Source organism: Megasphaera elsdenii DSM 20460 (assembly GCF_003010495.1).
Classification (GTDB): Bacteria; Bacillota; Negativicutes; order Veillonellales; family Megasphaeraceae; genus Megasphaera; species Megasphaera elsdenii.
The window spans coordinates 149,930-175,312 of record NZ_CP027570.1 but is presented as its reverse complement, the minus strand read 5'-3'; the positions used below and the strand labels follow the sequence as shown (position 1 = coordinate 175,312).

The 25,383-nt window shown below is 49.3% G+C and carries 22 protein-coding genes and 2 CRISPR repeat arrays; of the genes, 20 read left to right on the top strand and 2 right to left on the bottom strand.

The genetic code is table 11. The annotated features are described in order from the left end of the window. Nucleotides 1-193 precede the first annotated feature (193 nt). From C6362_RS00835 to C6362_RS00800, 8 genes are all read left to right on the top strand, one after another. Nucleotides 194-649 (top strand): CtsR family transcriptional regulator, encoded by a 456-nt coding sequence (locus C6362_RS00835; RefSeq protein ID WP_014016302.1) that lies wholly within the window; start codon nucleotides 194-196, stop codon nucleotides 647-649. A 23-nt stretch (nucleotides 650-672) separates the two neighbouring features. After that, nucleotides 673-1,188, top strand: a complete 516-nt coding sequence (locus C6362_RS00830; protein ID WP_014016303.1) for a UvrB/UvrC motif-containing protein — start codon at nucleotides 673-675, stop codon at nucleotides 1,186-1,188. Between the two features lie 3 nt (nucleotides 1,189-1,191). Then, nucleotides 1,192-2,256, top strand: a complete 1,065-nt coding sequence (locus C6362_RS00825; RefSeq protein ID WP_014016304.1) for an ATP--guanido phosphotransferase — start codon at nucleotides 1,192-1,194, stop codon at nucleotides 2,254-2,256. Nucleotides 2,257-2,266: 10 nt separating this feature from the next. Then, the gene (locus C6362_RS00820) at nucleotides 2,267-4,696 is read left to right on the top strand and encodes an ATP-dependent Clp protease ATP-binding subunit (protein ID WP_173364628.1); all 2,430 of its coding nucleotides are present in this window, start codon (nucleotides 2,267-2,269) and stop codon (nucleotides 4,694-4,696) included. A gap of 9 nt (nucleotides 4,697-4,705) precedes the next feature. Next, nucleotides 4,706-6,085 (top strand): DNA repair protein RadA, encoded by a 1,380-nt coding sequence (gene radA, locus C6362_RS00815; RefSeq protein WP_014016306.1) that lies wholly within the window; start codon nucleotides 4,706-4,708, stop codon nucleotides 6,083-6,085. Nucleotides 6,086-6,630: 545 nt separating this feature from the next. Then, nucleotides 6,631-6,960 carry a hypothetical protein gene (locus C6362_RS00810; RefSeq protein ID WP_014016307.1) on the top strand — a complete coding sequence of 110 codons (330 nt, stop codon included), beginning with the start codon at nucleotides 6,631-6,633 and terminating at the stop codon, nucleotides 6,958-6,960. A gap of 10 nt (nucleotides 6,961-6,970) precedes the next feature. Further along, nucleotides 6,971-7,267, top strand: coding sequence for a hypothetical protein (locus C6362_RS00805; RefSeq protein ID WP_014016308.1), 297 nt, complete (start codon nucleotides 6,971-6,973; stop codon nucleotides 7,265-7,267). A gap of 115 nt (nucleotides 7,268-7,382) precedes the next feature. Continuing rightward, entirely contained in the window at nucleotides 7,383-8,588 is a 1,206-nt protein-coding gene (locus C6362_RS00800; RefSeq protein ID WP_014016309.1) for a MalY/PatB family protein, read from the top strand. Between the two features lie 60 nt (nucleotides 8,589-8,648). Here C6362_RS00800 and C6362_RS00795 read toward each other — a convergent pair whose 3' ends face one another. Both C6362_RS00795 and C6362_RS00790 read right to left on the bottom strand, forming a co-directional pair. Beyond that, on the bottom strand, nucleotides 8,649-8,885 hold the full coding sequence (locus tag C6362_RS00795; RefSeq protein WP_106699278.1) for an alpha/beta hydrolase: 237 nt from the start codon (nucleotides 8,883-8,885) through the stop codon (nucleotides 8,649-8,651). Nucleotides 8,886-8,932: 47 nt separating this feature from the next. Beyond that, on the bottom strand, nucleotides 8,933-10,006 hold the full coding sequence (locus C6362_RS00790) for an NADH:flavin oxidoreductase (protein ID WP_014016311.1): 1,074 nt from the start codon (nucleotides 10,004-10,006) through the stop codon (nucleotides 8,933-8,935). A 132-nt stretch (nucleotides 10,007-10,138) separates the two neighbouring features. On the opposite strand from C6362_RS00790, the gene C6362_RS00785 reads away from it, so the two are divergent. The 12 genes from C6362_RS00785 to C6362_RS00725 all read left to right on the top strand — a co-directional run bounded on the left by C6362_RS00785 (nucleotide 10,139) and on the right by C6362_RS00725 (nucleotide 25,362). Then, entirely contained in the window at nucleotides 10,139-10,522 is a 384-nt protein-coding gene (locus C6362_RS00785) for a winged helix-turn-helix transcriptional regulator (RefSeq protein ID WP_014016312.1), read from the top strand. 286 nt (nucleotides 10,523-10,808) lie between these two features. Beyond that, nucleotides 10,809-11,138: a CRISPR direct-repeat array (repeat unit 35 nt; unit sequence GATAAGAACCATAATCCCCGTAAGGGGACGGAAAC). 19 nt (nucleotides 11,139-11,157) lie between these two features. Beyond that, nucleotides 11,158-12,153, top strand: coding sequence for a CRISPR-associated endonuclease Cas1 (gene cas1 / locus C6362_RS00780; protein ID WP_014016313.1), 996 nt, complete (start codon nucleotides 11,158-11,160; stop codon nucleotides 12,151-12,153). Nucleotides 12,154-12,161: 8 nt separating this feature from the next. Further along, the gene (gene cas2, locus C6362_RS00775; protein WP_014016314.1) at nucleotides 12,162-12,467 is read left to right on the top strand and encodes a CRISPR-associated endonuclease Cas2; all 306 of its coding nucleotides are present in this window, start codon (nucleotides 12,162-12,164) and stop codon (nucleotides 12,465-12,467) included. 82 nt (nucleotides 12,468-12,549) lie between these two features. Continuing rightward, nucleotides 12,550-15,045 carry a type III-A CRISPR-associated protein Cas10/Csm1 gene (gene cas10 / locus C6362_RS00770; protein WP_014016315.1) on the top strand — a complete coding sequence of 832 codons (2,496 nt, stop codon included), beginning with the start codon at nucleotides 12,550-12,552 and terminating at the stop codon, nucleotides 15,043-15,045. A gap of 17 nt (nucleotides 15,046-15,062) precedes the next feature. Beyond that, a complete protein-coding gene (gene csm2 / locus C6362_RS00765) occupies nucleotides 15,063-15,443 on the top strand; it encodes a type III-A CRISPR-associated protein Csm2 (RefSeq protein ID WP_014016316.1) in 381 nt (126 codons plus the stop codon). Between the two features lie 2 nt (nucleotides 15,444-15,445). Further along, the gene (gene csm3 / locus C6362_RS00760) at nucleotides 15,446-16,129 is read left to right on the top strand and encodes a type III-A CRISPR-associated RAMP protein Csm3 (protein ID WP_014016317.1); all 684 of its coding nucleotides are present in this window, start codon (nucleotides 15,446-15,448) and stop codon (nucleotides 16,127-16,129) included. 3 nt (nucleotides 16,130-16,132) lie between these two features. Then, complete coding sequence (gene csm4 / locus C6362_RS00755; RefSeq protein ID WP_014016318.1) at nucleotides 16,133-17,143, top strand: type III-A CRISPR-associated RAMP protein Csm4; 1,011 nt, start codon at nucleotides 16,133-16,135, stop codon at nucleotides 17,141-17,143. Beyond that, entirely contained in the window at nucleotides 17,140-18,321 is a 1,182-nt protein-coding gene (gene csm5 / locus C6362_RS00750; protein ID WP_014016319.1) for a type III-A CRISPR-associated RAMP protein Csm5, read from the top strand. Before csm4 ends, csm5 begins: the two co-directional genes overlap by 4 nt. Continuing rightward, a complete protein-coding gene (gene cas6, locus C6362_RS00745) occupies nucleotides 18,315-19,064 on the top strand; it encodes a CRISPR system precrRNA processing endoribonuclease RAMP protein Cas6 (RefSeq protein ID WP_014016320.1) in 750 nt (249 codons plus the stop codon). The genes csm5 and cas6 overlap by 7 nt, the downstream gene beginning before the upstream one ends. Before the next feature lie 13 nt (nucleotides 19,065-19,077). Beyond that, a complete protein-coding gene (gene csm6, locus C6362_RS00740) occupies nucleotides 19,078-20,430 on the top strand; it encodes a type III-A CRISPR-associated CARF protein Csm6 (RefSeq protein WP_014016321.1) in 1,353 nt (450 codons plus the stop codon). A 409-nt stretch (nucleotides 20,431-20,839) separates the two neighbouring features. Further along, nucleotides 20,840-23,366: direct repeats of the CRISPR family, unit length 35 nt; unit sequence GATAAGAACCATAATCCCCGTAAGGGGACGGAAAC. A 164-nt stretch (nucleotides 23,367-23,530) separates the two neighbouring features. Then, on the top strand, nucleotides 23,531-23,800 hold the full coding sequence (locus C6362_RS00735) for an epoxyqueuosine reductase QueH (RefSeq protein ID WP_255411321.1): 270 nt from the start codon (nucleotides 23,531-23,533) through the stop codon (nucleotides 23,798-23,800). Between the two features lie 356 nt (nucleotides 23,801-24,156). Further along, the gene (locus tag C6362_RS00725; RefSeq protein ID WP_014016322.1) at nucleotides 24,157-25,362 is read left to right on the top strand and encodes a MalY/PatB family protein; all 1,206 of its coding nucleotides are present in this window, start codon (nucleotides 24,157-24,159) and stop codon (nucleotides 25,360-25,362) included. Nucleotides 25,363-25,383 lie beyond the last annotated feature (21 nt).

Here is a 25,383-nt window from a genome sequence, read left to right as displayed (position 1 = left end):
ACCAGGAGTGCAAAGCGTTCCTCATAAAGGTCTATAGCGTGCACGTGGCACGCCCGTTTCTCCTGATGTGGGAAGGTTCTTTGCCTGCATGATGGGAAATGAGAGCAGAGCTCTTGCGTAAAGTCAAAAAGACGAATATAATAGAGTTGTATGAAAGTCAAAAAGGAAAATGTTTTTTGAGGGGTGATTTACGATGAGTGTGTTAGCCGATAAGATTGAACAATTCATATTACATAAATTACTAGAAGAAGATAATTCTGATATTGTATTGCGCCGTAACGAACTGGCTGACGAATTGCAATGCGCACCGTCGCAGATCAGCTATGTCCTGAGTACGCGCTTTTCCAACGACAAGGGCTATCTGGTCGAATCGCGGCGCGGGTCCGGCGGCTTCGTCCGCATTATCAAATTGACGCCGAAGAAGCAAGACCGCACACCGGTCCTCTTGCATGAACGGCTGCCGGCCGTCAGCATTTCCATGGAAGACCTGGATGCCTTGCTGTACCAGCTCCTCAAACGGCGCAGTCTGACCAACAACGAAGCGGTCATCCTCCATTTGACCTTTGAATCCCTGTACCGCCGTATCGACGACGAAGGGACGCGGCTGCTGGTCATCAGCGATATTTTGAAGAACCTCAATCTCCATTGAGTCATAGAAAGGACGTGAGGGCTATGTTATGTGATGCCTGTAAGAAAAGAGAGGCTGTTGTCCATATCGTCAAGATCGAGAACGGGCGGCGCACGGACTTGCACCTGTGTGCGGCCTGTGCCAAGAAACAGACTAATTTTTCTAATTTCAGAGATTTGAATATTATCGATAACGATTTTTTCCGCAAGATGGCCTATCCCGATTACCAGGGACGCAGCGGCGACGAACCGCGTTGTGCCAGCTGCGGCATGACCTACAGCGAATTTAACCGCTTGGGCAAATTCGGCTGCCCCGACTGCTATGAAGCGTTCAAGGAAGAAATCCCGCCGCTCCTGCGCCGCATCCACGGCCACAGCAAGCACGTCGGTAAAGTGCCCAACCGCGGCACCGGCGTCTTCCGGACGGCGACGCACGTCAAGCGCCTGCGCCAGCACCTGCAGAAGCTGGTCCAGGAAGAACGCTATGAAGAAGCAGCTAAAGTCCGCGACGAAATCCGCGCCCTCCAGCGTCAATTGCCGGACGGCGGAAAGGGGGAATGAGCCATGGCACATGATATGCTCCAGCAGCCGCTCTGCCCCTGGCAGGACGGGACGGGCAAGTTCAATGACATCGTCATCGACAGCCGTGTCCGCCTGGACCGGAACCTGAAGAAATACGTTTTCCCCGACAAAGCGTCGGATACGGAACTGGCAGCGGTCCTGGAAGAAGGAAAACGCCAGATCGGTCCCCTCGATACATTGGGACACGGCCGTTATACCTTTATCGGCCTGGAAGAGTTATCGCCGATGGAACGGGAAATGATGGCTGTGAAACATTTTTCGTCGGCCGGTCACATCGAACATCCGAAGCACCGCGGCGTCCTGCTCCGCGATGACGGGGCCGTCTCCATCATGCTCAACGAAGAGGATCACCTCGTCATCCAGACGGCAGCACCGGGCTTTGACCTCCAGCGCGTCTGGGATCAGGCCGCCCAGGTCGACGACGCCTTGGAAAGCCATCTGGATTTCGCCTTCCGCGATGATTTCGGCTACCTTACGGCCAGCCCGTCCCTGACCGGCACGGGCCTGACGGCAGGCGTGACCATCCACGTACCGGCCCTGGTCATGATGAAGCGGTTCAACCGCATCGTCCAGGGCATCACCAAATTCGGCTTCACCGTATCCGGTATGTACGGTGAACGCAACGAATGTATCGGCAACATCTTCCAGATCACCAACCAGATTACGCTGGGCGTGACCGAAACGGACATCCTCGATCAATTGAGCAAGATCGTCACCCAGATTGTCCAGGAAGAACAAAATTGCCGCAGTCTCGTTTGGGACCACAATGAAAATACCTTAAAAGATAAATGGCTGCGCACGTACGGGACGCTCAGTCAGGCCTGGCTCCTGTCGGACCAGGAATCGCTGGCCCTGGCCAGTGACCTGCGTTTCGGCATCGATATGGGCGTCATCCCGGAACAGCCCCTGGCCTATGAAGCCATCATGACCGTCGTCGAACCGGCTTATTTACAGCTCAAGGCCGGGGCGGAACTGAATGATGAAGAGCTCCAGCACCAGCGGGCCCAGGCCGTCCAGTCCGTACTCGCAGCTTACCGGAGGAAGTGAATTTCCCATGATGAACAATCGTCTCACCAATGATGCCAAAGCTGTCCTGCAGTATGCGCAGGAAGCGGCACAAAAATTCCACCATGATTACGTCGGGACCGAACATATCCTACTCGGTCTCGTTCTCAATACAGACGGCATTGCCGGCCTGCTCCTCAACCAGTTGGGCCTGACGCCGGAAAATGTCACCCGCGCCATCGAACAGCACGTCGGCTGGGGACAGGATACGCCGTCGAAACTGCGCCTGACGCCGCGGACGAAGCGGGCCATGGAACTGGCCGTCCGCGAAGCCAACCGACTGGAACAGAACTATGTCGGCACGGAACACATGCTGGCCGGCATCCTCGAAGAAGGGAGCGGCATGGCCGTCCAGATCCTGGAAGATATGGACATCGACCCGGACCTCGTCTCCCAACGCCTGAGTGAACTCATGAACGACCCGGCCGTCGAAGGCGGCGACGCCGTGGCTGCCAAGAACGGCAGCGACTTGTCCCAGTTCGGCCGTGATCTCAATGAATGGGCCAAGAAGGGCAAAATCGACCCGGTCATCGGCCGGGAAAAGGAAATCAGCCGGGTCATCCAGATCCTCAGCCGCCGGACCAAGAACAATCCGGTCCTCATCGGCGCACCTGGCGTCGGCAAGACGGCCATTGCCGAAGGCCTGGCCCAGCGCATCATCAACGGCAACGTGCCTGACAGCCTGCTGGACAAGCGCATTTTCTCCCTCGACCTGGCCAGCATCGTTGCCGGTACCAAGTACCGCGGCGAATTTGAAGAACGGATCAAGCGCATCCTCGACGTCATCGAACAGGACGATACCATCATCCTCTTCATCGACGAAATCCACCAGCTCATCGGCGCCGGTGCCGTCGAAGGGGCCATGGATGCAGCCAATATCCTCAAACCGGCCCTGGCCCGGGGCGACCTGCAGTGCATCGGCGCTACGACCATCGACGAATACAAGAAACACTTTGAAAAAGATGCCGCTCTGGCCCGCCGTTTCCAGCCCGTCCTGGTCGGCGAACCGACGGAAGACGACGCCATGGCCATCCTCTTCGGCCTGCGCGACCGCTACGAAGCCTTCCACAAGGCCCGTATCACGGACGACGCCGTAAGAGCCGCCGTCAAATTGTCGGCACGGTACATTTCCGACCGCTATCTGCCGGACAAGGCCATCGACGTCATGGACGAAGCGGCAGCCCGCGTCCGCATGAAGGTCTACGCGCCGTCCCATGAACTCCAGGACCTGGAACAGAAACTGGCTGATATCAATAAAGAAAAAGAAGCGGCCCTGGCTGGGGAAGACTTCGAAAAATGCGCGTCCCTCCGCGATGCCGGCAAGAAGGTATCATCGGAAATCTCGGCTCTTCAAAAAGAAAAGAAACAGCACGACGATGAAAAACTCGTCGTCACGGAAAACGACATTGCCGACGTCGTGTCCATGTGGACAGGCGTCCCGGTCCAGCAAATTACAGAAACGGAATCGCAGCGCCTCCTTCACTTAGAAGAAGAACTGCATAAACGGGTCATCAGCCAGGATGACGCCGTCACGGCCGTAGCTAAAGCCGTCCGCCGGGCCCGAGCCGGCCTCAAGGATGCCAACCGCCCCATCGGTTCCTTCCTCTTCCTTGGTCCGTCCGGTGTCGGCAAGACCGAACTGGCCCGGACCCTGGCCGCCCAGCTCTTCGGCAGTGCCGACAACATGATCCGCATCGACATGAGCGAATTTATGGAAAAATACAGTGTCTCCCGCCTGGTCGGCGCCCCTCCGGGCTATGTCGGCTATGAAGAAGGGGGCGAATTGACCGACGCAGTTCGGGAAAAACCGTACAGTGTCATCCTCTTCGACGAAGTGGAAAAGGCCAGCAGCGACTTCTTCAACCTGCTCCTGCAGGTCCTCGACGAAGGCCGCCTGACTGACTCCAAAGGCCGGACCGTCGATTTCCGCAATACCGTCATCATCATGACCAGCAATCTCGGCGCATCGCACCTCAAACCGTCGGGCCCGGTCATGGGCTTCTCGACGGGCGGCGACAGTGCCAAGGACCGGGAAGCGTCTTTCGAAGTCGCCAAGAAGGAAATCATGGCCGATGTGAAACGCTTCTTCCGTCCGGAATTTCTCAACCGTATCGACGAAATCATCGTCTTCAAGCCGCTGGAACAGAAAGACCTGCGCCAGATCGTCGACATCCTGCTCCAGGACCTGACGAAACGCCTTGGCGAAAAAGGCGTGGCCATGGATTGGACGACGGCCGCCGACGACATCCTCGTCAAAGAAGGCACGGACTTTGCCTATGGCGCCCGGCCGTTGAAACGGGCCATCCAGAAGCTCGTCGAAGACCCGATTTCGGAAATGCTCCTCAGCGGCGACGTCAAGGACGGCAATACGATCCACGTCGACAGTTTGGACAAGAAGAAACTCGTCTTTACGACGGAGTAAGGAGCAGGTATGGCAAAGAGAAAGACCCGTTACGTCTGCACCAACTGTGGCAGCGTGTCCAGCCGCTGGCTCGGCCGCTGCCCGCAGTGCGGTGAATGGAATACCATGACAGAAGAGACGGTCGAGCCGGAAGCGCCTAAGGCTGCCCAGAGCATGGCCCGCAGCGGCCCGGCGTCCCAGGCGGCATCCTTGGCGGATATCGCCATGGAAGACATGGCCCGCATGGAAACGGGCATCGGCGAACTGGACCGCGTCCTCGGCGGCGGCATCGTCCCGGGCGCCCTGATCCTCCTCAGCGGCGACCCGGGCATCGGCAAGTCGACACTGGTCCTGCAGCTGGCGGCGGCAGTCTGCGAAAAGAACGGCAGCGTCCTCTACGGTTCCGGTGAAGAATCGGCAGGCCAGATCAAGATGCGTGCCCAGCGCCTGGGCATTTCCACGCCGCAGCTGATTATCCAGGCCGACACGTCCCTGGACAACATCCTCGACGAAGCGAAGCGGCGCCGCCCGGCCCTGCTCGTCGTCGACTCCATCCAGACCATGTACAGCCGCGACATCGAAGGCACGCCGGGCAGCCTGGCCCAGATTCGCGAAGGCACGAGCCGCCTCATGACCTTTGCCAAGAGCGAAGGCATCCCGGTCGTCGTCATCGGCCACGTCACCAAGGACGGCGCCATCGCCGGGCCGCGCATGATGGAGCACATGGTCGATGTCGTCCTCTACTTCGAAGGCGAACGGAACTACCAGTTCCGCATCCTGCGGGGCATCAAGAACCGCTTTGGCTCGACGAACGAATCGGGTCTCTTCACCATGACTAGCGGCGGCCTTTCGGAACTGGAAAATCCGTCGCAGCTACTCTTGGCCGAACGGGCAGCGGACCAGGCAGGCTCTGCCGTGGCCGCTGTCCTCGACGGGATGCGGCCCATGCTCGGTGAAATCCAGGCCCTGACGGCTCATTCCGTCTTCGCCGTACCGCGCCGCACGGCGTCGGGCATGGACTATAACCGCCTGATCATCCTCTTGGCGGTCCTGGAAAAACGCCTGGGTGTTCCCTTGGGGAGTCAGGACGTCTATATCAACGTCGTCGGCGGCCTGCGCCTGACCGAAACGGCAGCGGACCTGCCCGTAGCCCTGGCCGTCTACTCCAGTCTGCGGGACATCTCCATGGACAGCCGCACTGTCGTCATGGGCGAAGTCGGCCTCACCGGCGACATCCGCCGCGTCCCCCAGGCCCTGCGCCGCGTCAAAGAAGCTGCTAAGATGGGCTTCAACACCTTCATCCTGCCCAAAGGCAACCTGGAAGACATTGAAAAAGATAAATTCCCGGACTGCCATTTCCTGGGCGTAGCTACCCTGCGCGAAGCCATCGAAAAGGCCTTTCGGAGATAACCCTCCACGACCAACTACAAATTGCAAACTCAAAAGGCGCTGTCGCATAAAGACAGCGCCTTTTCGCTTGCCTTTTTCAGGCAAACCTGTTACGCTAATTTTAGCAGTTAGCAGTTAGCAGTTAGCAGTTAGCAGTTAGCAGTTAGCAGTTAGCAGTTAGCAGTTAGCAGTTAGCAGTTAGCAGTTAGCAGCTTGTAGGGGCCGTCCCAAAGGGCGGCCCGCCTGGTCTCGTGTGCCAGCCGTTAACCGCTTGTAGGGGCCGTCTCAAAGGGCGCCCCGCCTGAGCTCATGTGCCAGCCGTTAACCGCTTGTAGGGCCGTCTCAAAGGGTGGCCTGCCTGACCCGTAGGGGCGCCCATGTGGGGCGCCCGTCCTGAACTAGGGGAGGTAAGTTCGTGGCTAGTGGTTCGTAGCTTGACTTGTAGGGGCATCCACGTTGGGTGGCTGTTTTCCGGCTCCCCTGATAGGGGAGCTGTCAGCGCAGCTGACTGAGAGGTTGATGGCTGGCCGTTAACGGTAACTATAACCGGAAAGGAGTGCATCATCATGCGAAAATGGATTTATGTAGCCTTAGTGACTCTCTGCTTTTTCTGTCTCAGCGGGGCCGTCCTGGCCGCTTCGGCTGTGACGCCGGACGGCTATTTCAACGGTATCCGCCTGGCCGGCAAAGTCCGCGTCGTCCATTCCTTTCCGGATATACGCGTCCAAGTCGTCAGCGCATTTCCAGACCTGCGCGTCCAGACCGTCAACTATTTTCCCGATGACATCGGCCAATGGCAGTTCGTCGATTACGGCGAAGACTTCACGGTTCAATTCGTCGATTCCTTCCCGGACATCCGCATCCAATTCGTCAATAGTTTCCCTGGAGTTCCTTAACTTATCCTACTTGGTCCCGGCCCATACGGAATGGAAGAGCCGGCAAGTAGAAGAAAACTATGTCGACAAAGACGGCAAGCTTCACAGCTTCTATCGTACGGAAAACTATCCCGAATACGTTCCCGACCACGATGTGCCGTATGTCACTGTAGGCGTCCAATTCCAATGGTTCGATACGAAAACGGGCAAACTCGTCGCCTCCAGTGAAGATGTGCGCCGCCGCAATAGTGAAAGCAACCCGTCGTCTGTCTACAACCGCATCATCGACCGCTTCTATAAGAACATGAAAGACACCTTAGAAAAATAAGGGGAGCACTTGATTGAAAAAATACACGGCCAATGGCCGTTGTGTAGGGTCTTCCACGTGGGAAGCCTGCTGTAATATTCTATGAGGTACGTAACGTGAAAGGGGAACCATCTAGATGAAATACGATTTTACGACGATTATTGACCGAGCTGGTAAGGATGCTACGGCTTTCGATGGCATTGGCAAGACCGTTTGGGGCTTTGAACCGGATAAGGCCAAGCCCGGTTTCGATGAAATCCCCATGTGGGTAGCGGACATGAGTTTCGCGACTTGCCCGGCTGTCGTCCAGGCCATGGAACAACGGTTGAAACACCCGCTTTTTGGTTATTTCCTGCCGTCTGATGCCTATTACCAGCGCATCATCGACTGGCAGACGACCCGTCATGACTGGCCGGAACTGACACGCGACATGATCGGCTATGAAAATGGCGTCCACGGCGGCATTACTAGCACTATCCAGGTTCTGACCGAACCGGGTGACGCCGTCTTAGTCCACAGCCCGACATATCCCGGCTTCATCGGGGACCTGAGCAACACCGGCCGGCACGTCGTCTTCAGCCCCCTTCGCAAAGAACAGGGCATTTGGCGCATGGATTTCGCCGACATGGAAGAAAAAATCAAGAAGCACCATGTCCACTTGGCCATTTTCTGCTCACCTCAGAACCCGACAGGCCGCGTGTGGGAACGCTGGGAAATCGAACAGGCCATGGCCCTTTTCAAAAAATATGATGTCTTAGTCATCAGTGATGAAATCTGGTCGGACATCATTTTCCAAGGCCACTGCCATATCCCGACGGCAGCCGTCTCCGAAGACGCCCGCCAGCGTACGGTCGCTTTCTATGCTCCGTCCAAAACCTTCAACCTGGCCGGCCTGATCGGCAGTTACCACATCATCGCCAATCCGCTCTTGCGAGAAAAGATTACACAGCATGGACAACGGACCTGTTATAACGAAATGAACGTCCTTTCCATGCACGCCCTGATTGGCGCCTATAGCCAGGACGGACACGAATGGACCGACGAATTGAACCAGGTCCTGGAAAGCAATTGCCGTTATGCTGTCCAGTACATCCAGGACCATTTCCCAGGTTGCCAGGTCAGCTTGCCGCAGGGGACGTACATGCTCTTCGTCGAATGTGGGGAATACTTGAAAGCCAACCAGATGACCTTGCCGGAACTCTTGAAAAAAGCCTGGGACGTCGGCGTCGCCTGGCAGGATGGCCGGAAATTCGCCTGGAAAGACGCCATGCGCCTGAACCTGGCCCTGCCCCGGACCCGCCTGGAAGAAGCCATGAGACGCTTGTCGGAATACGTATTTTAGAAGATAGGGAAAATAATGCCAAAAAGGGGATTTTTTTGATGATCTGTTTTTCTTCGGTAGTCACTCGGCAAAAGAAAGGTACGCATCAATATCCTCATCGGCATAGGAGAAGCGTTCATTCCACGAACCGATGATCTCTTTCTTTCCTGAGTTCACATTGACCGTTTCCATCTGCCCGAAGGCATCATTGGTCTGGGCGTATATGAAATCAATATTGTCGCTGTTTAAGGTATCTCCGATATTGTAATAAAATGGGTTGGAATAAAAGTTTCCATGGATGCCGGTGATGGCAATCATAACCGTATCAGCAGAGCGGTTTTCTTCCGGACGGAACAGAACACCGTTCAGGACGGAACCTCTTTTTGTCGGGACATTGAATCGAAACACCATAATGTATTACGCTTTCTGAAAACGCATTTGTGAGCCTGTGATGAGTAGCAGGCATTACAGGAAACGCATTGGGATACAATGGTCGAATCGGCTTTCATCTTATTCGGCAGATCCGGTTCTCTGAGAAGCGGTCTGGAAAGGGAGATGAATGCGATATCTGTTTGATTCAGGACGGATTCCATCCCATCCAGGCTCCGGAAACCGCCGACTACGATGACAGGACAGCTGACCCTTTTGGCAATCTTTGCTGCGACAGGAACAAAGTATCCTTCATTCACATGGGCTTTGATGCCGCTGACAGACGTCCCGTTTCCGCTGACCTCGATAGAGTCGATGCCGGCCTGATCGAGAAGCTGGCAGATAGCCAGACATTCTAGCTCTTCTATTCCACCGTGGGTAAAATCGCTGCTGTTGATCTTGATGGTAATATGAAGCTTTGGAGCCGCCTTGCGGATGCCGTTCATAATATCCAGAAGGATATGGGAGCGGTTTTTCGTTGATCCGCCATATTCATCGGTACGATGGTTGACTGCGGGACTGATAAAACGGCTCAGGAAGAAGAAGTGGGCAGCATGGATCTGTACGCCATCAAAGCCCGCTTTTTCGGCCCGGATGGCGGCATCAATGAACTGCCGGATTACATACTGTATCTCATCGGAAGTCATATCATCTGGTTCGACTTGCATAAAGCGTCCTTTGACCTCCCGATAGTATGCTCCAAGGGCAAGCTGTGTGATAACAGGGATTCCTTCTGCGTGGATGATATCCGTCAGTTTTTTATACTGAGGAATGAGGGAATCATCACATAGCCGCATCATGCCGCCAAAGTAGTAGTCATGCAGCGCGACGCTGGTAAAGCCTGTAATGATGGCACCGACTCCGCCTTTTGCCAGTTCTTTGTATATTTCGTATGCTGTTTCTGTCACGCTGCCATCGGGGTTGGCAATGCCTTCCCAGGTAGCGGAGCGGATGAGGCGATTTTTTAGGGGGATATTCTTCAGGGCAGCAGATCCAAATATTTTCTTCATGATGAAACCTCTCCTTCAAAGTTGATTTTTGTGTATATGTTTATTATAATTAGATACACAGATAAAACAAGAAGGCAGAATATTCTTTGCTACTATAAAATATATAGTAATGGATAGTTAGGGAGGTTTGCAATGGCTAAGAAACCGTTACCGAAAGAAAAAAACATTTATGAAACAGATTGTCCCATTCTCTATGCGATGAAAATGATTGGGCAGAAGTGGAAACTTCCGATTCTGTGGTATATCGCTGATGCAGAAAATCAGACACTCAGGTACCGTGAACTGGAGAGAAAAGTCGTAGGCATTACAGCCACCATGTTGACGAAATGCCTCAGGGAACTGGAACAGGACAAGTTCATCACAAGGAAGCAGTACAGTACGATACCGCCAACGGTTGAGTATTCACTAGCAGAACGGGGAAAGACATTGATCCCGGCACTGGAGTCGGTATATCAATGGGCTGATGATCAAATGAAGAAAGAAAACAAAATTCAAACATCTGACAGTCTCTCATAAACAACACAGCCCATGCTTGTCTAATAGCAGATCTTTACGAATCATGAACTATGGTTTTTGATGGACTTGTGATATAATATAAGTTAGTTAGGTAATACCGTATTTATGCGCCCAACTTGCTTTTTGAAAACATAAAAAGAATCATTCCGCCCCGCTGGCTTAAAAATCAGCGATAGGACGATTTTTGAAAATCATTTTCCGCAAAAATGTGAAAAATGAGGAGAAAAAAATCCGCCCCGCAAAAGGTATTTTCGATGGCGCTATGAAGCCATTTATAAGGGGTGCGGATAAGAACCATAATCCCCGTAAGGGGACGGAAACTATAATGAAGGTTTGATCATGACGACAGCTTGTATTGCTGATAAGAACCATAATCCCCGTAAGGGGACGGAAACATCATCTTTAAAACATATAACTTTTTCATGATAAACTCCGATAAGAACCATAATCCCCGTAAGGGGACGGAAACTTAGGCGGAGAGCCATTGTGTAATGACAATGTCTCTATGATAAGAACCATAATCCCCGTAAGGGGACGGAAACCATGGTACGCGGTTAGCACTCAACAAGCGCCACTTGCTGGATAAGAACCATAATCCCCGTAAGGGGACGTATCTATTTGAGAGGTGATGTGAAATGAGCTTTGCTTATATTACGGAAAAAGGCGCTACGATTTCTAAAAAGGACGGACGCTTTGTTGTTGGACGAAATCATGAAACCTTGTTGGAGATTCCAGAAGAAACATTGGAAGGCTTATTAGTAACGGATACGGTCCAGCTTACATCACATGCCATAGTGTCTTTATTACATTTGGGAATTCCCGTTACATGGCTTTCTTCCCACGGTAAGTATTTTGGCCGATTAGAATCGACAAGACATGTTAGTGTATTTAAGCAAAAGCAGCAATTTCTATTGCAGGACCAGCCTTTTTCTTTGGAAATGAGTCGCCGCGTCTTATTAGCTAAAGTCCATAATCAGTTGACCTTATTGCGTCGATACAATCGGGACCGGAAAATACCGTCAGTCATGATAGATATTCATAATATGATGACTATGGCTGATCACTTAAAAATAGCAGAAGATTGTGAATCCTTGATGGGGTATGAAGGGATGGCTGCTAAAATTTATTTTTCTGCGTTAGGGAAACTAGTGGATCCTACCTTTGCTTTTGAAAAAAGAAGCAAACGGCCACCGTTAGACCCATTCAACTCTTTACTGAGTTTTGCATATACGTTGATCATGTATGAACTTTTTACAGCGATTACCAATGAAGGCCTTCATCCTTATGTCGGTTTCCTTCATACTTTAAAAGAGCATCATCCTGCATTGGCATCGGACCTTTTGGAAGAATGGAGAGCTGTCTTGGCAGATTCATTCGTAATGTCATTGGTACAGCATCATGAAATTAAAGAGGAACATTTTTGCTGTGATGAGGCAAACCATGGCATCTATTTGACGCCAGAAGGCCGTAAAATATTTTTCCGTGCTTATGAGAAGAAGATGCGCAGCATTAATCAATATATCGACGGGAAGCATTCATTCCGGCGGTCGCTGAATTATCAAGTGGCTCAATACGGTCAGGCTTTAATGGCACGGGAACCGAAGCTGTATGAGCCGATTTGGATTCGGTAGGTGGTTCGATGAAAAATTCGCAGACAGAAAGTGTTGATGATAAAAAATACATTGTCTTAATCATCTACGATATTACGGATAATAAAACGCGAAATAAAATGGTAGCCTGTTTGGAAAAATATGGAGTACGTGTACAAAAATCAGCTTTTGAAGCCTATATTACCAAACGGAAGTACCATAAATTGATGCAAGAAGCCCCTTTTTTGATTGATACAGATACGGATTCATTACGCATTTATTTATTGGACAGTTATATGGCTGTCCATTCTTGGGGGCGAGGCGATACGCATACAGAAGATGTCATTATTTTATGAATAGAGTAGGAGTTTTCATGTTTGACATCGAATACTTATAATTAAGATTCATTCATTGTCATATGGAAAGGAGTTGAGGTGGTTGCCTGTCACTGAAATAGATTTAGAGAAAGCCGCCTTATTACATGATATTGGAAAACTTTATCAACGAGCTGGGGAGATTCGCAAATCCCACTCCGTAGTGGGGCAAGAAATCTTGGCCCATTTTTTTGATGCCAATCATCAGGCTATTTTGCGGGCTGTCGCTTGCCATCATCAAAATGAGTTACAAACGAATCATCTTCCAGACGATGATATTAGTTATATCGTTTATGAAGCCGATAACCTGGCAGCTGCTTCAGACCGGCGCACCTTGATGCTAGAAGGAGCACAGACAGGCAAAGGGATGCACTTTGTATCAGACTTGCCATTGGGCAGTATCTTTAATATTTTTAATCGTAAAGGAGATACGGATCAGTCTGCTTATCGTTTGGAAGGAATAGAGGAAAGCAAAGGTTGGCCTTATTCGGATAATCGCAATGAAATCGCTGCTCCTTCGACGAGTTATGAAAAATTAGCAACAGCTTTAACGGATATTTTTAAAAAGCGGTCCCCTCAGGACATGACGCTATCCGAGCTCTTACAAGCCTTGGAAAAGACTTTGAGTTATGTGCCGTCTAGTACGAACACAGTGGAAGCTGCCGATATTTCTTTGTATGACCATCAGAAATTGACGGCGGCCTTTGCTGTCTGCCTCTGGCATGTTTTTCAAGAACGGGGAATTACCGACTATAAATCATATTGTTATGGAAAGAAGCAAAAGACACTACGGACAGCCCCTGCATATCGGCTGGCGTCTGGCGATATATCGGGAATTCAAAAATTTATTTATACTATTCCTTCAAAAGGCGCCTTGAAAAGTCTGCGCGGTCGGTCGCTTTATTTAGATATTCTTTTGGAACATATCGTCGACGAAATCTTGGAAGCCTGCCATGTCAGTCGTTCGTGTCTTCTTTACACTGGTGGCGGTCATTTTTATTTATTGCTGCCCAATACGGTACATACGCAGGAGGTCCTGCAAAAAGCGGATACGGCAATCAATGGCTGGTTTTTACGGCACTATGGTACGAATTTATATATAGCGCTGGCTTCGGTCTCCTGTTCAGCCGCTGATTTTTCTGTTCATGGTGGGGGTGCTGGTAAGGTCTTCCAGAAAGTCAGTCAGGCCTTGAGACAAAAGAAACTCTGCCGTTATAATCAGGAACAATTGACGGCTTTATTCGATGCGCACAGTGTCTATAATGAGAATACGGATGGCAGCCGGGAATGTGCGATTTGTCATACGGCATCCTCAGCGGCAGACCTGCGTCCCTATGGTGATGATACCGATGAAGGAGCTGAAGAAGCTTGCAAAGCATGTAATGCTTTGTTCCAATTAGGAAAATCGTCTTTAACGGCGTCTGTGTTTGCTATCAGCGCATCGGCGGGACGACAGGGCGTGCCGCTTCCCGGCTTGTCACAGGACTATTATTTACAAACCATCCGGGAAGAAAATCTATCTACGATGGATAGACCGAAACGGATTTATGTAAAGAATGAGCTTACTTTGGGCCAAGCCGTATCGACACATTTATGGATGGGAGATTATGTGACTTGCAATGAACAAGGCCATGCCGTCGAATTTACAGAGCTGGCACAACAGAGTGGTGGCAGCCGGGAAGACACGGGGATTGCCCGCATCGGAGTCTTACGATGTGATGTCGATAATTTAGGGGCCGCCTTTATTGCCGGGTTCTCACCGGAATACGATACATTGTCCCGCAAGGTGACGTTGTCGCGAAACTTGTCTCTTTTCTTTAAGCAGTACATCAAGACTCTCTGTCAGGGACATACGGCTTCTGGAGTGTCTGAATTTACGTTGTTTGCTGACGAAATCAAGAAAGAACGCAAAATCCACGTCATTTATTCCGGTGGGGATGATATGTTTCTGGCAGGTACTTGGGATGATATCCTGGAAGCCGCTGTCGATATCCGCCACGCCTTCCGGCGTTTTACCAATGGAAAATTGACCTTTTCAGCAGGTATTGGTTTCTTCCATCCTTCTTGCCCCATTGCCCAGATGGCACGGAAGACGGGCGATTTGGAAGATTATGCCAAAGCCAATCCCCATCATGATAAAGACAGTCTGGCTTTATTCGGCGAAGTATCCCAGCCGGCAGGAAAGGGTAGTGTCGTGATGACTGCCCGATATTCATGGGATGACTTTGAACAGGGCGTTTGCCAGGAGAAGTTGCGTTTCTTGGAACGGAACCTGACTTTACAAAAAGAAAATCCGTCGAAACTTTTTGTCGGGAAAACAGCGTTGTACCGTCTCTTGGATTTATTGCGTCAAGCGGAAGCTGATAGCAGTCATATCCAATTAGCTCGGTTTGCCTATACCTTAGCGCGGATGGAACCGAAACAGCGTGATTCCGGAAAATGGCGTTGTTATCAGGCCTTGAGGACGACATTATACGACTGGTATCAATCAACTGCGGACCGTCAGCAGCTCATGACGGCCATTGAACTCTTGATTTATCATGTACGGGATAAAGAATAGAAAGGATGGGATGAAAGATGCAGGATATTGCCAAAGAAGCAGAGCAAGCCATTTTAGCCTTAAAAAAACAAAATAATGGAAAAATTTATTTAAAGACCAATCAAATTCGGAAATTTTTGACAGCTGTCAACGCCATCACAAACAAGGTAAATGTCTATAAAGCCAAACACTTAGATGCGACGGAATTACCTGATGAATTAGCCGGGGAAATACAGTTTTTGAAAGTCAAAGCAGCCTACCAGGCAGGAAGAGAACGAAGTGTCAAAGATTTTATGAAACAGAGTAATATGAAACAGCATATTGAAGCAGTCGGAACCAGTATTGCAAAATATGAAGCTTTTGCCCATTATGTCGAAGCATTAGTAGCATATCATAAATTTTACGGAGGCAAAGATTAATTATGGCACAAGAAAAATTATGTGGAAAATTGAAGATGACAGCGAAACTTCGCTTAGAAACGGGCCTCCATATCGGCGGGTCTGATGAATTTGCGCCTATCGGAGCGGTCGACAGCGCCGTTATCCGCGACCCTTATACGAAAGAGCCGATTATTCCCGGCAGCTCTTTGAAGGGGAAAATCCGCTCTTTATTGCGGCGGAATCAGGGCGGCTTGAATTTGGAAACAGAAAGTCCTGTTGTGAAACGGTTGTTTGGAACGGCTGATAAACAAGCTGCGACACCGGCACGGCTGCAGTTTTTAGATATACGCATGGATGAGAACAGCGTCAAAGCCATGGAACAGATGGAGATGGATACCTATTTGGGTGAAATCAAGTTTGAAAATAGCATTAATGCCCTCACTGGTGAGGCCAATCCTCGGCAGATTGAACGTGTCCCGGCAGGAGCTGTCTTCAATTTTCAGCTTATCTATAATATCTCTAATATCGAACAAGTAGCAGAAGATCTGCAAGCTTTGATCGATGGTATCCGCCTGCTGACTTGGGACTATTTGGGTGGCCATGGCTCCCGTGGTTATGGGCGGGTCGCTTTTTCCTGTTGGGACGTCCAAGGCTTTTCGGGTTTGTCTGATACGGATGTCCAGCCTTTTGTCGATGAAGCTTTACAGTTGTTGAAAGAAGTGTAGCCTATGAAGTACGCTCTGTATCCTTTACAATTCGATACACCCGTTCATTTTGGCTGTGCTGAAAATGGAGGGAAGCTGGAACAAAGTTCTCTGAACTATCGGGCAGATAGCCTGTTCAGTGCCCTATGTTATGAGCTGTCACTGCAAGGCGATGAAAAGGGTCTGACTCACCTCCAGGAAGCCATAGTGAAGGGAAAACTTGTTTTTTCGGACCTTTTTCCTTATATTTATGATGATACAGAAGAACTGCAGCTGTATGTGCCTAAGCCTATTTTAAGCATTCCCGCTGAGAGCCGACAGGAAACAGTTGACTATGATACTTTTCGTCGGCAGGCTACGCAGCAGAAGCGGCAAAAGAAACTATCTTATATACGGATATCCCAATTAGCTGATTTTATACAAGCCATGAAGGCTGGTAAATCCTTTTGCAGCGATGAACCTTGCTTCGGCTGCGGCCAGTTGCTGACGCGGGTGAATTGCACAGAGGCTGTTCCGCGTCCTTATTATGTCCATCAGATTCAGTTTACAGAAGAAGCTGGGCTATACGGACTTGTTGGTTATGAAGACGATGAAGATTGGGATTGGCTTCAGTCTTTACTGGAATTGCTGGGCTTTTCTGGTATTGGTGGGAAACGCAGCAGTGGTTACGGAAAATTTCACTTTCGGGATGACCCTATTGATATGGATGAACTCGGAGTCTACGAAGATGACCGTATTTTATATAAAGGATTGACGATGTCCAACGCTTCGATGTATATGTGTTTGTCTGTCCTGCTGCCAACACCAGCTGAAGTGATTGACGTCCAGGAAGGCCAGTACGCACTTTGTCGACGCAGCGGCTTTTTATCTCCTGACGGCGGTAGGATGCAAAAGAAAAATGACATTTATATGATACAGGCTGGGTCCTGCTTCCCTAAAAAGCTGGCCGGTTGTATGGCCGAAGTAGGCGGACAGGATGCGGTTCATCCCGTGTGGCGGTATGGCAAAGGATTGTATGTGGGGGTGATGCTATGATAAATGCAGAGAAATGGGAACATAAGACGTATGAGCTGACCTGTATCAGTCCGATTCACGTTGGCAATGGCGAAGTCTTGAAACAATACGAATATATTTTCACCAAAGACCGGAATCAGCAGCGCGTTTATTTTCTTGATAAAGCCAAGTGGATGAACTTCTTAATTCGTCATCACTTAATCGATGATTATGCGTCACAGGTCTTTTCGGGAAAAATGAACTTGCGCGGCTGGCTCCAGGCGCAGCGGCTGGGCAGTCTGTCGACTATTATCCGGGAAATTTGTATTTCTTCGGCCGATGTCTATTTGGTTAGAGACGTCAAACAGCGGCTCAACGACATTCACCGTCAAGTCAAGACGCCCGATGGAACACCGTATATTCCTGGCAGCACTTTGAAAGGTGCTATCCGTTCAGCTATTTTGTTCCATGATATTCGTCAGCATCCCGATGATTATCGCCTTTTCTGGAGCCGTATCAAGGCGGCTATGAAAGCCAGAGAAAGAGATAGATATGATAAACAAATGGGCCACCTGGTTCAGGCCATAGAACGGAAGGCCTTTGCGCGGCTCAAGCAATATAAAAATCAGCCTGATGATGCCTTGCAGAGCGTCATGAAAGGCCTTTCCGTCAGTGATGCCATGCTCGTCGGGCATGAACGGGATACAGTGATTTTACAGAAATACGACGTTTCAGCCGTTTGCAGGGAAGGGTTGGACGGACATTCCTTAGCACTTTTTCGCGAATGTATTCCAGCAGGCCGGAAGTTCCGCTTTTCTATGACCTTAGATCGGGACATAGCCAAGCGTATTGGCATTACGACCCTCGACGATATCTGGCAATGGGTGCGGGATTATTTGGCATTTGGGTTAGCTCAAGAAAAAGCTGTCTTTGGTCATGAATATAAAGGAAAATTTGAAGAAAGCAAGCTGGCAGATATCCGTCTCGGCGGCGGTACGGGTTTCCTGACCAAGACTGTCTATTATGCCTTGGCCCCGAAAGAGGAAGGACGGACTGTGTTGGCAGAATTCTTCGATAAAGTGCTGTTCACGCGGAGAAGCTGTCATCACCATATGACCAAAGATGACAAACTGACGCCACGGACGCTGAAATTGGCTTGGGTTCATGACGACTGCCAGATATTGGGCTTGGCGGCAGTGAAAGAGGTGGCGTCATGTTAAGGCTGATAGAAATCCCGTTGAAGATGCCGGAACATACCCGCATCCATCCGGCTATGGGATCTATCTTTCATGGGGCCTTGATGGATGTCATTGCTCCGACTAGTGCCGAACTGTATCATCATATGACCCTGCGTCCCTATAGCCAGGTCGTATATTGGGATGAAACAAAGCATTGCCCGCTTTGGCGTATTGGGACCTTGACAGATGAAGCCTATGAAAGATTGGTCATCCCTTTGGAAAAAGTACCGGCCCTTTGGCTCAAACAGAAACAATATGAAGTTTCGCTGGGACCGATGCAGCTCTTAAGGCAGACAAGCTTCGAGGACTTAGCTGCTCAGTTCGTCAAAGCCGATTCAGCCCCAGCCGGGGCTGAATGGCAGTGCCTCAGTATCATGAGTTTTAAACAAGAAGGACGATATGTTATCTTGCCAGATATCCGCCTTATATATCAGAGCTTATTGCAGCGCTGGAATACTTTTTCCGATACGGTAAAACTGGAACAAGATGATTTATTAGAACAACTGACCAGCCATTGCCGCCTCACGAAATATCAGCTTCGGTCCCAAGTCTTTTCGGTCAATGGCAGCCAGATTTATGGCTGTGAAGGCTGGCAGCGTTTTTCTTTCTTTGGATACGATATGTTGAAGCGGCTTCAAGGGCTGCTCGCCTCTTTGGCGCCTTTTTCGGGTGTCGGTGTCAAGACAGCTCTCGGTATGGGCGCCGTAGATACGACCGTTTTGTAAGGAGATAGGTGTGATGAAAATATTATTTTCGCCGATTGGAACGACGGATCCTGTGCGTAATTGTCGAGATGGCGCTTGCCTTCATATTTTACGCTATTACCATCCTGATAAAGTTGTTCTTTATTTTACGGCTGAAATGGAAAAACGCGAACGAAATACGCATATGTATACCTTGGGCATTGAACATGTCCAGCCAGGATGTCCGGTAGAATCGCTTTATTCCGGGATTGTAGACGCTCATCTGTATGATGCCTATCTGCATGATTTGCCAGGGCATGTTTTGAAATTGCATCAAATCTATCCGGAGGCGGAAATCTTGTTGAATCTTAGTTCCGGAACGCCACAGATTAAAGTCGTTTTAGCTATTATGAGTACCGAATATGCTTGGTGCCGCGGCATTCAGGTTGCTTCGCCAGAACACCGCTCCAATACGAATAATATTCCTGTCCAAGATGAAGAAGATGTAGAAGAAATGCTGGCTTGCAATGAAGACGATGAACCCGATGCGCCGAACCGCTGTGAAGAGCCGCATTTGGAAATATTGCGGTTTTATCGCGAGAAATATGAAATCATGTCTCTCGTCAACCAGTACGAATATATGGGAGCCTGGGCCTTTTGCAAAGGCAGCCATACTATCTCTGCTCAGACAAAGAAGCTGATCCAGTTTGCCATGTACCGTTCCGATTTGCAGACGAAAGCGGCGCAACAGATTATGCGAAAATACCATGGGCAAGCCTTATTTCCCTTTGAAAGAGAAGGGGAGAGCTTGACAGAATATTTGTTGACCATGCAAATCCATAAAGAGAAGAAACAGTATGCCAGCTTCATGGTGCAAATCTCCCCCTTCCTTTATGAATTATTTGTGACCTATGCCAAGATGAATCTGAAAATACCCCTCCTCAATTACCGGGAAAAAGTAGCAGGACGCAGAATCTTACGGCGGCAGACACTGCTCCAGAAACCACAGGGGCCGGAACTGATTGCCTATTTGGACCATGTTTGGCCTCAACCTTTTTATGATAGCGAATTGTCTTTTATTTTGCTCTATCAAGTTTTCTGCTTTGCTGAACAATTCGATGGTGCCAAAGATGCGGAAAAACATCATGAATTCATGACAGATCCGTTGATGAATTCGGCAAACCCTTATATGGATAAGCTGCGAAAATTACGCAATAATACAGCTCACGAAATCATCAATGTCACGGAAGAAACTATCCAGAAAAGGACGGGGCTGACTCCTGATGACATTATGACATCGTTTTGGAATCTTTTATCCATTATATATGGTTCCCCTGTGAATCGCCAACGCATGGCTTATAAGCGATTGAATCAATGGATTGGAGAATCATTGTTGATAAACCTGTGATTACTGCATTATGATCATGTGCCGTTTGTCATACATTCCGGCTATGCCTAGAATTCGTGCGGGACGCCCTTTGGGCTAGGCGTCCCCTACGAAATCGCATATAGGCGATGGAAAGGAACTCAGACCGCAGCCCATACTTGTCTAATGGCAGATCTTTACGAATCATGAACTATAGTTTTTGATAGACTTATGATATAATATAAATTAGTTAGGTAATACCGTATTTATGCGCCCAACTTGCTTTTTGAAAACATAAAAAGAATCATTCCGCCCCGCTGGCTTAAAAATCAGCGATAGGACGATTTTTGAAAATCATTTTCCACAAAAATGTGAAAAATGAGGAGAAAAGAAAATCCGCCCCGCAAAAGGCATTTTTGATGGCTCTATGAAGCCATTTATAAGGGGTGCGGATAAGAACCATAATCCCCGTAAGGGGACGGAAACTTGTGACATAATCACGTTGACGTTCTACTAACATGTCTGATAAGAACCATAATCCCCGTAAGGGGACGGAAACTCACCGGCGATTCTAACGGCGTCTTCCGGGCTTTGCGCTTGATAAGAACCATAATCCCCGTAAGGGGACGGAAACAGGCCCCTTCTTTATCTAGTTTGCTTTTTGCATTTTGATAAGAACCATAATCCCCGTAAGGGGACGGAAACATGAGACAAGCCAACTAAGAAAGAGAGGTAATTTACGATAAGAACCATAATCCCCGTAAGGGGACGGAAACATACTTGCATAGGAAACATTAATTCCATAGCGACAATAGATAAGAACCATAATCCCCGTAAGGGGACGGAAACGACAAAATCGACGCCTACGAAGCGTTAGCCATACAGCCAGATAAGAACCATAATCCCCGTAAGGGGACGGAAACTGAAAATTACTCTTAGTGCTATGATGCGGCGTTCCCTCACTGATAAGAACCATAATCCCCGTAAGGGGACGGAAACTGTCACCGCTGTAGTAAGTTACAAGGTGGTCGATAATGATAAGAACCATAATCCCCGTAAGGGGACGGAAACCCTCCCTTGATAATGACATAGTGCCTGTTAGGGAAAGCCTGATAAGAACCATAATCCCCGTAAGGGGACGGAAACTTCTCTGTAGCTACTTCTTTTTGTTGACTACATGTTACCGATAAGAACCATAATCCCCGTAAGGGGACGGAAACTAAAACTAAAAGCACATAACTTGCAAACGCGACGCCTAAGATAAGAACCATAATCCCCGTAAGGGGACGGAAACTTCCTCAGCATAAAACGCTGCTAATTCATCGGCGATTTGAGATAAGAACCATAATCCCCGTAAGGGGACGGAAACGTCGCAAGAACATAAGCAACCGCAACAATCATAATAGAAGATAAGAACCATAATCCCCGTAAGGGGACGGAAACAGCTTGAGAAGCCCCATAGCTTCACATTCATGAAATTCGATAAGAACCATAATCCCCGTAAGGGGACGGAAACACGTTCTACGCGTTCTTTCAAAACGGGGAAGTTATCAATTTGATAAGAACCATAATCCCCGTAAGGGGACGGAAACTTCAATATCGTCACGGTATTCTGGCTTGCTCTGTTTGATAAGAACCATAATCCCCGTAAGGGGACGGAAACTAGCTTAATAGCTTTGTGTTCGTAAATCTTCATTGTCTTGATAAGAACCATAATCCCCGTAAGGGGACGGAAACAACAACCATACCCGACCGTTTGGAGACGCTTCTAACCGATAAGAACCATAATCCCCGTAAGGGGACGGAAACTACGTTTCTGCTAGGTGGTTCATAATACCTTGACCTACAGATAAGAACCATAATCCCCGTAAGGGGACGGAAACATTTTGGTATCCCTAAGGACTCTTGCATCTTTTTTGCGATAAGAACCATAATCCCCGTAAGGGGACGGAAACATCTCACGAAGTCTATCCATAATAGCAGATTTATTACGATAAGAACCATAATCCCCGTAAGGGGACGGAAACTTTCTTCTACTTTGTTTTGGTCAACTTCATTGACCGTCGATAAGAACCATAATCCCCGTAAGGGGACGGAAACATAATACGCGTTCGTTTGAACCTTTTTTTCTTCTTTTAGATAAGAACCATAATCCCCGTAAGGGGACGGAAACCTAATCATCCATTTCGTCTATGATGTAGGCTGTTTTGATAAGAACCATAATCCCCGTAAGGGGACGGAAACTACCTGCCTAAAATCTATATTCAGTTGTCAAAGAACATGATAAGAACCATAATCCCCGTAAGGGGACGGAAACTTAGAGGTTCAAGGATTCAAACGGGAAGATGATGAATTGATAAGAACCATAATCCCCGTAAGGGGACGGAAACTTTCGAGACTTTCTGCTTCATCGGAAAGTTCTTGCCAGATAAGAACCATAATCCCCGTAAGGGACGGAAACCAACCTGCCTACTGATGAGACAAGCCGCAACGAAAAGGATAAGAACCATAATCCCCGTAAGGGGACGGAAACATCAGACCAGATGAGATTATGCGGCCATTCAAATTGATAAGAACCATAATCCCCGTAAGGGGACGGAAACTTCATGCCTGCTTACCCATGTATGAACACCATGGGAGTAAGTTGATAAGAACCATAATCCCCGTAAGGGGACGGAAACGTGTCAAGATTGACTTTACGTAAAGTCTGCTGTTCTACAATGATAAGAACCATAATCCCCGTAAGGGGACGGAAACTTCTTGTTCAAGCTTTAACTGTTCTTGCATCGTTCCCTGATAAGAACCATAATCCCCGTAAGGGGACGGAAACATCTGCTGGCTTGTCGTGGTCAATCAAGTTGACAGAGGAGATAAGAACCATAATCCCCGTAAGGGGACGGAAACCTGGCGGTGTAGAGCTTACGGGTCTGTGAAGACCTTGCGGATAAGAACCATAATCCCCGTAAGGAGACGGATAAAAAAAGCAGTCTAATTTTCGTGTTTTCCTTTTTTGTGGAAAACTTTGATAAATTAGGCTGCTTTAGGCAGATAATGTATAAAAAAAGAAGCTGTCGTATTTGAGCTGTGAGCTGACCCCCAATAGTTAGATGTTAGGTCTAACAATTGGGGGTTACATCAACTTCTGACCGTCAGCCCCCATAAGAACTCACAGGTCATCAATGAAGTCGGCCTGGACATCGAAGACCAATACGGCTACGCTTATTTGCCGACGGATTTCAAGAAAAACAACGGCTTCCTTACATCGACGAAAATGACCGAAGCCTACCACCTCTACCGCCAGCCCTATTGCGGTTGCATTTTCGGTGCCCGCGACCAGGGCCTGGATTTGGGAAAAATTCGCCAAGATGCAGAAGCCTTTTTGGCCCAACAGGAATCGACCGTAGGGGGATAATTAGCTGGAGGAAGATAAAAAGAACTGACGCAAGCTTAGGTAGAATCCGGCTATTCATACAAAAGGATGTTGTTAGCTGCCACATAGGCAGCTTAGAAATGGTTCAGTAGGAATGAGCTGCGACATAATCAAGAAGGATAAAGTGGTTTTTGCAGGGCTGATGATGTACAATGGAGAAAGAACTATGATAAAGAGGAATTTTTCATTGAAAAAAATACACGGCCAATGGCCGTTGTGTAGGGGCTTCCACGTGGGAAACCTGCTAGAGAGAATTTACCACAGCCTATTCTGGGGCTTTGACGGGCCTTTATGAACAACGAATCGCAACTTTTATGATGAAAGGTGAGAAAAATTAGATGAAATACGATTTTACGACGATTATTGACCGAGCTGGTAAGGATGCTACGGCTTTCGATGGCATTGGCAAGACCGTTTGGGGCTTTGAACCGGATAAGGCCAAGCCCGGTTTCGATGAAATCCCCATGTGGGTAGCGGACATGAGTTTCGCGACTTGCCCGGCTGTCGTCCAGGCCATGGAACAACGGTTGAAACACCCGCTTTTTGGTTATTTCCTGCCGTCTGATGCCTATTACCAGCGCATCATCGACTGGCAGACGACCCGTCATGACTGGCCGGAACTGACACGCGACATGATCGGCTATGAAAATGGCGTCCACGGCGGCATTACTAGCACTATCCAGGTTCTGACCGAACCGGGTGACGCCGTCTTAGTCCACAGCCCGACATATCCCGGCTTCATCGGGGACCTGAGCAACACCGGCCGGCACGTCGTCTTCAGCCCCCTTCGCAAAGAACAGGGCATTTGGCGCATGGATTTCGCCGACATGGAAGAAAAAATCAAGAAGCACCATGTCCACTTGGCCATTTTCTGCTCACCTCAGAACCCGACAGGCCGCGTCTGGGAACGCTGGGAAATCGAACAGGCCATGGCCCTTTTCAAAAAATACGATGTCTGGGTCATCAGCGATGAAATCTGGTCGGACATCATTTTCCAAGGCCACTGCCATATCCCGACGGCAGCCGTCTCCGAAGACGCCCGCCAGCGTACGGTCGCTTTCTATGCTCCGTCCAAAACCTTCAACCTGGCCGGCCTGATCGGCAGTTACCACATCATCGCCAATCCGCTTTTGCGAGAAAAGATTACACAGCATGGACAACGGACCTGTTATAACGAAATGAACGTCCTTTCCATGCACGCCCTGATCGGCGCCTATAGCCAGGACGGACACGAATGGACCGACGAATTGAACCAGGTCCTGGAAAGCAACTGCCGCTATGCGACCCAGTACATCCAGGACCATTTCCCGGGCTGCCAGGTCAGCCTGCCGCAGGGGACTTACATGCTCTTCGTCGAATGTGGGGAATACTTGAAAGCAAACCAGATGACCCTGCCGGAACTCCTGAAAAAAGCCTGGGACGTCGGCGTCGCCTGGCAAGATGGCCGGAAATTCGCCTGGAAAGACGCCATGCGCCTGAACCTGGCCCTGCCCCGGACCCGCCTGGAAGAAGCCATGAGACGCCTGTCGGAATACGTTTTTTAGAAGGTACAGGAAATAATACAG

Coding starts and splice junctions, on each gene's coding strand:
- cas1 (WP_014016313.1), top strand. CDS start 11,158: ATGAGCTTTGCTTATATTACGGAAAAAGGCGCTACGATTTCTAAAAAG.
- C6362_RS00795 (WP_106699278.1), bottom strand. CDS start 8,885: ATGATTGCCATCACCGGCATCCATGGAAACTTTTATTCCAACCCATTT.
- csm3 (WP_014016317.1), top strand. CDS start 15,446: ATGGCACAAGAAAAATTATGTGGAAAATTGAAGATGACAGCGAAACTT.
- radA (WP_014016306.1), top strand. CDS start 4,706: ATGGCAAAGAGAAAGACCCGTTACGTCTGCACCAACTGTGGCAGCGTG.
- cas6 (WP_014016320.1), top strand. CDS start 18,315: ATGTTAAGGCTGATAGAAATCCCGTTGAAGATGCCGGAACATACCCGC.
- C6362_RS00725 (WP_014016322.1), top strand. CDS start 24,157: ATGAAATACGATTTTACGACGATTATTGACCGAGCTGGTAAGGATGCT.
- C6362_RS00800 (WP_014016309.1), top strand. CDS start 7,383: ATGAAATACGATTTTACGACGATTATTGACCGAGCTGGTAAGGATGCT.
- csm5 (WP_014016319.1), top strand. CDS start 17,140: ATGATAAATGCAGAGAAATGGGAACATAAGACGTATGAGCTGACCTGT.
- C6362_RS00825 (WP_014016304.1), top strand. CDS start 1,192: ATGGCACATGATATGCTCCAGCAGCCGCTCTGCCCCTGGCAGGACGGG.
- csm6 (WP_014016321.1), top strand. CDS start 19,078: ATGAAAATATTATTTTCGCCGATTGGAACGACGGATCCTGTGCGTAAT.
- C6362_RS00835 (WP_014016302.1), top strand. CDS start 194: ATGAGTGTGTTAGCCGATAAGATTGAACAATTCATATTACATAAATTA.
- C6362_RS00785 (WP_014016312.1), top strand. CDS start 10,139: ATGGCTAAGAAACCGTTACCGAAAGAAAAAAACATTTATGAAACAGAT.
- C6362_RS00810 (WP_014016307.1), top strand. CDS start 6,631: ATGCGAAAATGGATTTATGTAGCCTTAGTGACTCTCTGCTTTTTCTGT.
- cas2 (WP_014016314.1), top strand. CDS start 12,162: ATGAAAAATTCGCAGACAGAAAGTGTTGATGATAAAAAATACATTGTC.
- C6362_RS00830 (WP_014016303.1), top strand. CDS start 673: ATGTTATGTGATGCCTGTAAGAAAAGAGAGGCTGTTGTCCATATCGTC.
- C6362_RS00790 (WP_014016311.1), bottom strand. CDS start 10,006: ATGAAGAAAATATTTGGATCTGCTGCCCTGAAGAATATCCCCCTAAAA.
- C6362_RS00820 (WP_173364628.1), top strand. CDS start 2,267: ATGAACAATCGTCTCACCAATGATGCCAAAGCTGTCCTGCAGTATGCG.
- csm2 (WP_014016316.1), top strand. CDS start 15,063: ATGCAGGATATTGCCAAAGAAGCAGAGCAAGCCATTTTAGCCTTAAAA.
- csm4 (WP_014016318.1), top strand. CDS start 16,133: ATGAAGTACGCTCTGTATCCTTTACAATTCGATACACCCGTTCATTTT.